This window comes from Paenibacillus antibioticophila, from assembly GCF_000455265.1.
In the GTDB taxonomy this organism is placed as follows: domain Bacteria; phylum Bacillota; class Bacilli; order Paenibacillales; family Paenibacillaceae; genus Fontibacillus; species Fontibacillus antibioticophila.
Window position 1 is genome coordinate 846,673 of sequence record NZ_HG005139.1, and the last position, 10,656, is coordinate 857,328.

Below are 10,656 nucleotides of genomic sequence, written 5' to 3' on the forward strand. Positions count from 1 at the left end.
GGCTTCAGCCGGGTGCTCTCCTTGCACACGCAGGGCAAGGAGATTTACTGGAACTACCGCGACTGCGAGCCGCGGGAGTCAGAGCCGCTGGCCGCGAGGATGGCCGCGGCCGGGGATGGCTACCAGTCCGTCAAGCTGACCGGGAGTGATGCCGGATACAAGGACTGGTTCATCCATGAATTTCGCCGGCCCGGCTACACGGTCGAGGCCGGCGAAGGCGTGAACCCGCTGCCGCCGGAGCAGTATGATGAGATCTACCGGGGCCTTGCTCCAGTGCTGGCTGAATTTATCCGGGGGCCGCGATGATGCCGCGCCCCCGCTTTTTTGTAACTTCCTGCATACACGGTACGTGCGAAGCTCAGCCTTTCAAAATCTGCCCCGGAAAAGCGATCATCATAAATGAACAAAGCAACGGCCCCTCCCTGTATTGGCGCATAAATGACCCTCCAATTATTTATGCAATGACCATGCCATTATTCGGACTGATGATTTGCCCAGTCATAGAATCTTGTGTGAGTATAGCACAGATTAAATCAGCAATATCTTCGGGGGTTGATATTCGTTGCAACGGAAGATGTCCGCTCAATTTTTTCATTTTTTCTTCTTCTCCTGTCCACCAGCGGGTAGATACTGCGGCGGGAGCCACGCAATTAACACGTATTTCTGGAGCAAGCGCATGTGCCAACGATTTCGTCAAGCCATGAACAGCCGCCTTTGATACGGCATATGGAAGAGAAGAACCGGAACCGGTAATTCCAGCAATACTTCCCATATTTAAAATGGAACCTACTTTGTTTTCTTTCATGATAGGAGCAACTGCACGTGCACAATAAAACATCCCTTTTAAATTCACGTCCAGTAGATTGCTCCATATATCATCTGTTATTGCTTCTAAATCTGACAATTCAATTTGTTTGGTTATACTTGCATTGTTAATTAGAAAGTGAATATTTCCAAAATGGGATAACGCCTTTTCCACCATTTCACAAACCTCATTGTCTTGGGCTACGTTTGCTTGAAGAAGCAGAACTTCAGCACCAATAATTTTAAGTTCATTTGCTGTATCAATCGCATCTTGCTTTGAATGGTTATAATTCAATACAATTTTGGCGCCTTTCTCAGCAAGCTTCTTGCAGGTGGCTTTCCCGATACCAGTACCGCCACCTGTTACTATAATAACTTTGTCTTGAATATCCACGAATTTAAACTTCCTTTCCATATTTCCATATGTTTATAGCTTTATAATACCTTTTGAATAAAATAATTTATAATAGTTAGTAATGATACAACCTATCTGAATGAATGATGAGAGGAACCCAAATGGAGAGCTTAGAATTACGTATTTTTAGAGAAGCAGCTTATGAAAAATCCGTTTCAAGAGCCGCAGAAAAAATGGGATATGTTCTATCGAATATAACAGCCCATATTCATAATCTGGAAGAAGAATTAGGAACACAATTGTTTATTCGTCATAGTAAAGGGGTTTCCCTGACAGACGATGGAAAACAGTTATTATCCTACGCAGACCAAGTTATCAACTTACTGGATAATGCTAAAAATAGCTTTGCGAAAAATTTGCCGACGCTACGAATTGGTGCAACGCAAACACTCGCCGCACACAGATTGCCTCTATGGCTCTCTGTATTTAAAAAACAATATCCGCAAGTGAATTTATCTGTTTCCACCGATACACAAATCATTCTAATACAGTCCGTGGCAGACGGTAATTTAGATTGTGCTTTTGTAAATACAGAATTTAATCACCCAAAGTTGAAATCTGTATTTTTATTCCAGGAAGAACTTATGTTTATCACTCCACAAAACATGGAATTTAGTGATATTCCGTATCAGCCTCTTGTGATAACAAATATCTGCGGCTGTCCCAATCGCAATTTGCTTGAAACTTGGGTAATAAGAAACACTACCCAACGGCCTAATATCATTCAATACGATACAGTTGAGGGCATTATCAAAGCTGTATCGTTAGGTATGGGGATTTCTCTCTTACCCCAAAGCGTGTTACCAGAAGCGGGTGGCATTCAAACATATTCAGCAAAGGATATTGGCAGACTGAATATCCAGCTTGTAACATCTAAAAATGTAAATAATCCCACCGTGAACTCATTTATAGATATTATTCAAAACCGCTCTGATTTTTAAATATGCATTTCTAGTCTGTTGGCTGTCTATCTCATTATTTTTATTTGCGACATTTGCTTACTTATGGACACTGCCCTTTAGGGCATTATACTAATACAAGGGGGGATCGCCATGAAATGGTCGAGAATTTGGTCTTTGCGCCACTGGGCACATGTTTTCCGCAAGCTGCCAGGGCTGCTTCGTTCACCGAGGGTTCCCTTGCTGGACAAGCTGCTTCTTGGCATACCTGCCATTCTGTACTGGATTCTGCCGGACGTCCTGCCCTTCATACCGATTGATGATATTGCCGTAACGATGCTGCTAATGAACTGGTTTGTCGGTCGGGCAGAGCAGAAGGATCGGGACGGGGTTCAACGAATCGACATCAATCCCTAGCAGAGGTTGTTCAAAAGTGTAGTAATAATCAGCCCGGTCTTGCGCGGGCGCGAATGTTTCTTTACAATAGGAATATTGATGTCATATTGAGAAATGGAGTGATTTTGATGAAGGTGAAAATTACCCGCAATGCGGCGAAAGTCATAAAGAAGGAACTGGAGAAGGAAGAGAATCAGGGCTTGGCTCTGAAGGTTGTTATTACACATGCACATGGCGATCATGCCCACTACGGGATGGATCTGGTGAAGCCGGAGGAAGGCGACACCGTGATTCCTACCGATAAGGAGATTGACGTTATTCTGGATGGGAATGATCCGTTGCTTGATGGCGTCAAGATTGATTATTTGTATTTTCCGGAAGAGGGCTTCGTCATTACGAATCCTTCCAAAGGGAATCACGGTGACCACTAATGCCACACCCTGCACGGGTATGGCAGCTTAGCTCCGAATAAAGAAGGGAATAGTATGGCTAACGATATACGGATCTGTGACAAATGCAATCATATCCGCTTAAAGACAATGGTACCCAAGCTTCAGAGGATGGCTCCTGATGCCGAGATTCAAGTAGGCTGCAAATCGTATTGCGGCCCTTGCGGCAAGAGAGCGTTTGTATATATTAATGGCCGCTATGTCAGCGCGCCGACTGAGGATGAAGTGATCGAGAAGGCAGCGCCTTTTGTGAAGAAGCCTAAACAGTAGGCTGAAGGAAGAAGACGGTTATCCCGTTACTAGCCTGCAGACTGCAGCATATAATTGCCGGAGCTGTCGAGTTGGACAGTTGTCGGAAAGCAGACGGACTCCGAATGATATTCGGGGCCGTCTTTTTTTTGAAATTCTGCTTGAAGACACGGGAGAAGTGGAACAAGCTGAGGCAGGCGATTTTGGACAAGGTCTCCAGCGGTACCGTTTCATTAAAATGCTCCATCAAGTGCGTTACGGCTTGCTCCATCGCCCGTTGCTGCTGAACAAGATGGACATTCTACTTGGCGCGAAAGTGCCTTTCTTGCTTATTTAGCCTTCTACAAGAGCAACGTAAATAGCGAACATGTTATCCTGCTTAACGAGAACCCGATCCAATGAAACTTCGCCTTCGATCCTATAAATCTTTGTACCAATTGGAAGTTTGGTAGACATTAAATTCTTAAACTCTTTTTCGGCGATATAATTACTCTCAATCTCCCCTAAAGCTTCTCCTAATTTGTCCTGCCGGTTAGTGAGCTCCTCATTTCGTACATATACTCGATCATTAAAAATAAAAAAATCTGCTGATGGATCCCTTAGAAGGGTTTCTTCCGCCAGGCTATGGCTAGTGCTCGACGTTACCTCCTCAGGATCATTTTGGTTTCCACACCCTGCTACGACAGCAATTAAAAGAATCATGAATAGAACTTTAGAAAATATTTTGCACGTTTAATCCGGGGAGTCAGCTTCATTCCTCAGCAACGGAATCAGGTCCAGCTCGACCACCTTGTCGGACATGAGAAGACGCTTCTGCGCTTCCTCATGAGGAAGCCGGCACGCCTCGATATCAGTCTTGCTTCTGGTTGAAAGTTCGTAACAGCTCCCATTGTCATATTGATGGTCCGGTGATGGAATATAGTACAGCTTCCCGTCCGTAAAAGTGCCGGAACGCAACACGACAAGCGGCGAGGCATCCACGGAATCGGTAAACAGATTGTTCCCCATCATCGGATAAGACGAAGAGTCGATGCCGAGCAAATGGAGCAGGGAGGGCGCCATATCAAGCTGTCCTGATGCACGTTTGTCGATGCCGGTGAGCGCCTCATCAGGAAGATGAATCAGAAGAGGCACCTGATTCAGGATTTGATGCATATCCAGCTCCGTGAGCGGCTTGCCGAAAAATTGCTCGTAATCAGACCTGTCGGTCAGCGAATTATCGTGATCTCCGTAGACATAGAGAATTGTATTTTCCCACAGGCCCCGGGCTTTCAGTCCTTCTACCAATTGTCCCAACGCTGCGTCCGCATAATGGATCGATTCCAGATAGGAGCCGAAAATGGTCCCGCTAAACTCACCGGAGTCAAAATCCTTGGCAGAGGCCGGCAGTGTATAAGGATGATGGCTTGATAAGGTGATCAGAAAGCTATAGAACGGCTGCTGCTCGTCATCCATGAGCTCCAGCGACTGCTTGAAAAAGGATTTATCGCCGAGAGACCAACCGACCGATTCATCGAGAGTATAATCCTTTTTGGTATAAAAATGATTGTATCCCATCGCCTCATACATCCGCGTCCGATTCCAGAAGCTTCCCTCATAGGCATGGAATGCGGCCGTGTCATAGCCTTGCCCAACGAGGATTTGCGGGAGCGAGTCGAAGGCATGATTGGAAAAACGGGTGAACACAGAGCCTGAGGGAAGCGGATGCAGCGATACATGGGAGGAGAAGTCCGCATCCGAGGTTCGTCCTTGTCCGGTTTGATGATAGTAATTAGGATAATAGAGGCTGTCCTCCATCAGCTTGTTAAAGTTTGGCGTGATCTCCACGCCATTGATTTCTTTGCCAATCATGAAATTCATGAAGGCCTCGACTTGAACGACGATCACATTACTGCCTTCATAGGCCCCAAACATCTCGTTGTTTCCCTTCCTTGCTTGGGCCGCCTCTGCGAACCACTGCTTCATCTCGTCCAGCTGCTCAGGGGAAGGCTTTGGCTTGCCGAGCACGTTTTCCTTCACATAGCGGGAGACATCGTAATAATGAAAGCCTAGCAGCCCGGTCACATTGTACAGAGACAGGTTCCACCAGGCACCTTCGAACAATCCGACAGCCCAGGTTTTCGCGTAAAAGGTAATCGGTCCGACCGTCAAGACGAATCCGAGTACAAAAGCGATGATACCGGATAGCAGCCGAGAGCGAGGAGTGCGGCGCCGCCCAGTGCCGGACATGCGGATTGCCGTCCCGCTTGTCTCTGTATTTCGCAATGCTGGTGTTGCTTCATAATTGCTGTAGCGGTGCTTGCGGCTGCTTTTAAACCGTTTCATACCTGCCCAGACAACAAATACGAGCAGAAAATCAGCAGCCAAGCGAAGATCCGAGAGACGGAGCAGCTCCCGAATGCTGCCGCCGAGCTCGCCCACTTGTCCCGCCTGAAGCAGCACAGGCACCGTAATGAAATCGCCGAAATAACGATAGTAGACCAGATCGGCAAAGATCAGCAGGCTCAGCAGCACATCAAGAACGATTAGAGCTATTATCCGCCCCCGGCGCGGCAGCCACAGGGTCCAGAAGGAGACGAGCATCACGGAGCCGATGGCAATGACGTCGTCCAGCAAATTCATATCGATATAGCGCGCATGAAGATTACCGTGCAGAACGGTGAGCTTGTAGAATAAGGACAAAATGAACACGATAAATTCCAGCAAAATGCCCACCTCCAGTCATAAAACAAAAGTAATAAAACAAAAGTCATGCTTAAATGGATCGTTATTTTAAAGCCCCGACTGCCCCGACTAGCAGGAGACTTAAGCTCTTTGTGCGGTTTTTCGTATAAAAGTCCCAAGAAATCAACCTAAAGAGCTCTTTTATACGAAAAAACATATAACTAAACCGGCTGGCTCCCCGGGCATACACTTTCTGTACGGAAAATCGTACAAAAACTCAAAAGTTCCGCAGAATAGATCATTTTTGTACGAAAAATCGTATAAACCTGATGACGCACTTTGCCGGACACAGTATTTTTAAACGAAAAAGCCGCATATGGCTTCAATACCTCAACCAGTCTATTAGCGGCGAAGAACCCCTCCGCCTTGGCATTAATGCCGCGGAGGTAGGGGTCCGAGAAATTGCAGATATTGGCATTCAATCCGGCCGTTAAATAGCTTACGGCGCTTGTCCGCTTTACGCTGAAAATCATGTTCAAATTGCTTGGTTGGCGTAATGGCGAAGAAGGACCAGGTCGGCAGCTCCACGTACAGGCGGCCGAGTTGACCGATCAGCTTCCGAACTTCCTTCTCTTCGCTAAGACGTTCTCCGTAAGGCGGATTGGTGATGATACAGCCGTATTCACCCTCCAGCCGGACTCTCGTAACAGGCAGAGTCTGAAAAGAAATTTCCTTGGCCAGTCCGGCGCTCTTGGCCGCAGCCTCCGCCACTTCAATCGCCTTGGGATCGATGTCGCTTCCGGCAATTTGGAGCGGGATATCATCCCGGACCGAATCGATCGCTTCATCCCTGGCTTCCTGCCAGAGCTCTTCCGGAAGGATCGGCCAGGCTTCTGAATTAAAGGTGCGGCGCAGGCCGGGAGCAATGTTCCAGGCGATCATCGCAGCCTCGATAGGCAGTGTCCCTGATCCGCAGCAAGGATCGTAGAACGGGCGCGCAGGATTCTGGTTCCAGCGGCTGAGCAGGATGAGCGCGGCAGCCATCGTTTCCTTGAGCGGAGCCTCGGTAACGAGCTTCCGGTATCCCCGCTTATGCAGGGCCGGTCCAGTCGTGTCCAGCGTCAACAGAGCCACATCATTTAACAGGTTCACCTCGATAACATAGCGCGGTCCGTTTTCCTGAAACCATTCTGTATGATATTTCTCCTTCATCTTCTCTACGATTGCCTTTTTGACAATCCCCTGGCAAGCCGGCACGCTGCTAAGCTGTGATTTGTGGGAGCGGCCTTCGACCGGGAATTCACCGTGTACGGGAATCCAGTCGTGCCAAGGCAATGCTTTGGTCCCTTCGAACAGCTCGTCAAAGGTTGTAGCCTTGAACTCGCCCATTTTGATCAGAACCCGATCAGAGGTGCGCAGCCAGAGATTACAGCGGCAAATGTCAGCCAAGGTTCCGCTAAACGTAACCCGTCCATTTTCAGTGACCGTATCCTGATATCCTAAATCCTTCAGCTCGCGTGCGACAACCGCTTCCAGCCCCATTGGCGCCGTGGCGATCAACTGTAATTTTTCCTTCATCTATCTATCAACTCCGTGATCTACTTGTCGTTCCTTGGAAAAAGCCATACAATTCAGTATAGGACAATGTCCGGGAAGATACAAACCGAAAATGGAGGATTACCCTTGGAAGATCATGAAAACAGCGGGTTGTTGACCCCTGAACAATACAGTGAACAAATTTATAAGGAAGATCCCATATTGGAGCAGGTTACAGCCTCTATCCTGGAGAGCGGCATCCGGGATGTGTCGATTGCGCCGGGGTACGGCAGGCTGCTTACAATGCTCGCTAAGCTCTCCGGCTCGTCCCGTATTCTGGAGATTGGCGCATTAGGCGGTTACAGTGGAATTTGCCTGGCGAGAGGGATGAAGGAAGACGGCAAGCTTGTGTCGCTGGAGCTGAAGGAAGAAAACGCTGCGCTCGCAGCCCGTAACTTGAAAAATGCCGGATATGGAGACCGTGTAGAGTACCGAATCGGGCCTGCGCTGGAAAGCCTGAGGCAGCTTGAGCGTGAGGGAGCGCGTTTTGACATGTTCCTGATTGATGCCGATAAGGAGAATTACCCATCCTATCTGGAATATGCCATTACATTGGCGGATCAAGGAGCGATCATTGCAGGCGACAATACCTTGCTGCGCGGCCGGACAATCAACCCGGAGAAGAACGGTCCCTCGGTGCAAGCTGTCCGTAAGTTCAATGAAATGATTGCTACAGATGCGCGTCTGCTCAGCACCATGCTTCCGGCTTATGACGGTTTGGCGCTGGCAATCGTGAAGTAGAAGGGGCATACTTCACTTTAATCTATAAATATCGCCCAAGCGCAACTTGATTTTTAAATTTAAATATCAAAATGATGCCGTTCGCAGTCCGGGTTCATCCTAGACTTAAGTCGGGCTGCCCGATACATCCGGAGGCTGTTTTTTCCAATGCATATGCTTGCTACAATGGGTACAACAATTACGGTTCATCGCGAACGGAAAAGAGGACGCAATTATGAAAGGAAGAACCATTTTGGGTACGCTATTGGTGATAGTAGGCGTGGCCGCACTGACATACGTTTTTCTCGGCGACAAATCCCCGATGGAACGCATAGCGGCATGGGAAGGACAGGACGTTCATATCGAACGCGCCGTCGACGCTTCTTCGCTAAGCAATATCGACATTAAATCGGGAAGCACCAACGTGAAACTGGTTAAAGGGTCCGGAGAACAGGTTCGAATCAATGTAGAAGGTCAGGCAACCAAAGAATACGCCGACGACATCAAACTGCAGACGGAATCCCGGGGCGACCGGCTCCATGTGGAAGTCGTCAACAATACCGGATTTCGTATCGGCATCAACCGGACCAAAATTACAATGACCGTCGAAATTCCCGATAAACAATGGAGCCAACTGAACGTCGATGTCGGCAACGGCAATATTGCCCTGTCCGATATGGCTTGGGACACCGTTAATCTGGAAGCAGGCTCCGGTGATGTCACCATTGAAAAGATGTCCGTCACGGAGTTGGACACCGAAGTATCCAGCGGCAACGTGAAGATCGAAGACATCAGCGGCGAACACTTCGTGCTGAAGACATCAAAAGGCAACATTCGCGTCGACGGCTACGAGGCCTACACGATCAAGTTCGACGTCGGCAACGGCAACGTCAAATTCAATGACGGCGTCGCCGAGTTGGACGGCAAGTCCAGCTCCGGCAATATCGATCTGGATACGCAGGATCTCATTCGCCACACCACGCTCACCACAAGCAGCGGCAACGTCACCATAGATCTGGACCGCACGCCAGAATCGCTTGCCGTCTCGTACAGAGGCGGTTCGGGAGTCGGCCGTGTCGAGAAAGAGGGCTTCCGTTACGAGGATACCCGGGATGAGGACGACATCGAAGGCGCCTTCGGCTCCGGAGAAATCAAGCTTCAGGTCGAGACGGGCTCCGGTAACTTCACATTGAAGTAACTCCTCATCGTGCCGGGTGAACAAGCATAATAGACATTATGCTTCGTTCATCCGGCCTTTTGGCATCCGCTATTCGTCATCCTCGTCTCCGTCCGGGGACTCCATCGGTTCAGGCTCGCCATAATCGCCGTATTCCACTATAGGGTGACATTATCACAGAAGAACAACAAGGCAGCAAGAATTCCATTTGACAATTGAAAAAGAATTCACTATACTTCACAGTAATCTTATATCGATATACGTTGAAAGAGCGAAGTAGCAGGCAGTCACTGCTTTCCAGAAAGCCAGGGGTTGATGGAACCTGGCAGCACACTGATCCTTTGCGAATTACACTCCGGAGTATCTTGGGTAATGCCAAGCGGGTTAGCTTACGATAATCAAGCTGAGAGTGGTATGATGAGCCGGCGAATAATATCATCATACAATTTGGGTGGTAACACGGTGATTTCAATCGTCCCTGTAGTCTGTAATGGACTAAGGGGCGATTTTTATTTATCTATAGGGGGCTGAATACAGTGAACATTATTGATGAATTGGCATGGCGCGAGGCGATTAATCAGCAGACGGATGAGGAAGGTCTTCGCAAGCTGGTGGAGGAGAAATCGATCTCTTTGTACTGTGGGGTTGACCCAACCGGAGACAGCATGCATATCGGGCATTTGATCCCTTTTATGATGCTGAAAAGATTCCAATTGGCAGGTCATAGACCGGTTATCTTGATCGGCGGCGCAACAGGAACGATCGGTGATCCGAGCGGACGTCAATCCGAGCGGTCCTTGCAGACGATGGAGCAAGTACAGGCGAACGTGGACGCTCTGACTGCGCAAATGAAAAAGCTGTTCCTGACAGACGGGGACACTAAACTGCGCATGGTGAACAACTATGATTGGACGCATCAATTGAATGTGCTGGACTTCCTGCGTGATTACGGGAAGAACTTCAGCATCAACACGATGCTGGCCAAGGATATTGTTGCCAATCGTCTCGAAAGCGGAATTTCCTTCACCGAATTTGCTTATCAAATTTTACAATCAATGGACTTCCTGCATCTGTTTCGGCATGAGGATGTGCAGCTGCAAATCGGCGGCTCCGACCAATGGGGCAACATCACTAGTGGTTTGGATCTGATCCGTAAAAAGGAAGGCTCTGAAGCCAAGGCATTTGGCCTGACGATTCCGTTAATGCTAAAAGCGGACGGCACAAAGTTCGGCAAGACGGCTGGCGGTGCAATCTGGCTCGATCCGGAGAAGACGACACCATATGAAT

Annotated in this window: 12 protein-coding genes, 1 pseudogene and 1 other annotated feature; of the genes and pseudogenes, 9 read left to right on the forward strand and 4 right to left on the reverse strand. The window is 48.4% G+C overall.

Translation table 11 applies throughout. From position 1 onward, the window contains the following. A pseudogene (locus TX85_RS03725) lies at window positions 1–306 on the forward strand (M14 family metallopeptidase); the annotation flags it as partial. A 148-nt stretch (window positions 307–454) separates the two neighbouring features. Here the strand turns inward: TX85_RS03725 and TX85_RS03730 are convergent. Beyond that, window positions 455–1,198, reverse strand: a complete 744-nt coding sequence (locus TX85_RS03730; RefSeq protein WP_044477782.1) for an SDR family NAD(P)-dependent oxidoreductase — start codon at window positions 1,196–1,198, stop codon at window positions 455–457. 122 nt (window positions 1,199–1,320) lie between these two features. On the opposite strand from TX85_RS03730, the gene TX85_RS03735 reads away from it, so the two are divergent. The 5 genes from TX85_RS03735 to TX85_RS03755 all read left to right on the forward strand — a co-directional run bounded on the left by TX85_RS03735 (window position 1,321) and on the right by TX85_RS03755 (window position 3,549). Next, a complete protein-coding gene (locus TX85_RS03735; RefSeq protein ID WP_044477783.1) occupies window positions 1,321–2,160 on the forward strand; it encodes a LysR family transcriptional regulator in 840 nt (279 codons plus the stop codon). Between the two features lie 111 nt (window positions 2,161–2,271). Further along, the gene (locus tag TX85_RS03740) at window positions 2,272–2,535 is read left to right on the forward strand and encodes a YkvA family protein (protein ID WP_044477784.1); all 264 of its coding nucleotides are present in this window, start codon (window positions 2,272–2,274) and stop codon (window positions 2,533–2,535) included. A gap of 107 nt (window positions 2,536–2,642) precedes the next feature. Next, entirely contained in the window at window positions 2,643–2,945 is a 303-nt protein-coding gene (locus TX85_RS03745; RefSeq protein WP_044477785.1) for a HesB/IscA family protein, read from the forward strand. 54 nt (window positions 2,946–2,999) lie between these two features. Next, the gene (locus tag TX85_RS03750) at window positions 3,000–3,233 is read left to right on the forward strand and encodes a DUF1450 domain-containing protein (protein ID WP_044477786.1); all 234 of its coding nucleotides are present in this window, start codon (window positions 3,000–3,002) and stop codon (window positions 3,231–3,233) included. A 79-nt stretch (window positions 3,234–3,312) separates the two neighbouring features. Continuing rightward, window positions 3,313–3,549, forward strand: a complete 237-nt coding sequence (locus TX85_RS03755; protein WP_044477787.1) for a hypothetical protein — start codon at window positions 3,313–3,315, stop codon at window positions 3,547–3,549. On the opposite strand, the gene TX85_RS03760 is transcribed toward TX85_RS03755, so the two are convergent. The 3 genes from TX85_RS03760 to TX85_RS03770 form a co-directional block, all read right to left on the reverse strand. Beyond that, complete coding sequence (locus TX85_RS03760; RefSeq protein ID WP_044477788.1) at window positions 3,546–3,914, reverse strand: hypothetical protein; 369 nt, start codon at window positions 3,912–3,914, stop codon at window positions 3,546–3,548. The two genes, TX85_RS03755 and TX85_RS03760, sit on opposite strands and share 4 nt — an antisense overlap. 30 nt (window positions 3,915–3,944) lie before the next feature. Beyond that, the gene (locus TX85_RS03765; RefSeq protein ID WP_049894778.1) at window positions 3,945–5,918 is read right to left on the reverse strand and encodes an LTA synthase family protein; all 1,974 of its coding nucleotides are present in this window, start codon (window positions 5,916–5,918) and stop codon (window positions 3,945–3,947) included. Window positions 5,919–6,308: 390 nt separating this feature from the next. Next, window positions 6,309–7,454, reverse strand: a complete 1,146-nt coding sequence (locus tag TX85_RS03770; protein WP_044477790.1) for a THUMP domain-containing class I SAM-dependent RNA methyltransferase — start codon at window positions 7,452–7,454, stop codon at window positions 6,309–6,311. A gap of 129 nt (window positions 7,455–7,583) precedes the next feature. Here TX85_RS03770 and TX85_RS03775 point away from each other — a divergent pair, with 129 nt between their 5' ends. The 3 genes from TX85_RS03775 to tyrS form a co-directional block, all read left to right on the forward strand. After that, complete coding sequence (locus TX85_RS03775; protein ID WP_044479777.1) at window positions 7,584–8,213, forward strand: O-methyltransferase; 630 nt, start codon at window positions 7,584–7,586, stop codon at window positions 8,211–8,213. A gap of 214 nt (window positions 8,214–8,427) precedes the next feature. Continuing rightward, complete coding sequence (locus TX85_RS03780; RefSeq protein WP_044477791.1) at window positions 8,428–9,390, forward strand: DUF4097 family beta strand repeat-containing protein; 963 nt, start codon at window positions 8,428–8,430, stop codon at window positions 9,388–9,390. Between the two features lie 233 nt (window positions 9,391–9,623). Next, window positions 9,624–9,852, forward strand: a binding site (T-box leader). Window positions 9,853–9,905: 53 nt separating this feature from the next. After that, on the forward strand, window positions 9,906–10,656 hold a 751-nt coding region (gene tyrS, locus TX85_RS27255), incomplete at its 3' end, for a tyrosine--tRNA ligase (protein ID WP_044477792.1).

What these genes read in the sequence shown, in the direction of transcription:
- TX85_RS03735 (WP_044477783.1), top strand. Translation starts at nt 1,321, where the DNA reads ATGGAGAGCTTAGAATTACGTATTTTTAGAGAAGCAGCTTATGAAAAA.
- TX85_RS03740 (WP_044477784.1), top strand. Translation starts at nt 2,272, where the DNA reads ATGAAATGGTCGAGAATTTGGTCTTTGCGCCACTGGGCACATGTTTTC.
- TX85_RS03745 (WP_044477785.1), top strand. Translation starts at nt 2,643, where the DNA reads ATGAAGGTGAAAATTACCCGCAATGCGGCGAAAGTCATAAAGAAGGAA.
- TX85_RS03750 (WP_044477786.1), top strand. Translation starts at nt 3,000, where the DNA reads ATGGCTAACGATATACGGATCTGTGACAAATGCAATCATATCCGCTTA.
- TX85_RS03760 (WP_044477788.1), bottom strand. Translation starts at nt 3,914, where the DNA reads ATGATTCTTTTAATTGCTGTCGTAGCAGGGTGTGGAAACCAAAATGAT.
- TX85_RS03770 (WP_044477790.1), bottom strand. Translation starts at nt 7,454, where the DNA reads ATGAAGGAAAAATTACAGTTGATCGCCACGGCGCCAATGGGGCTGGAA.
- TX85_RS03780 (WP_044477791.1), top strand. Translation starts at nt 8,428, where the DNA reads ATGAAAGGAAGAACCATTTTGGGTACGCTATTGGTGATAGTAGGCGTG.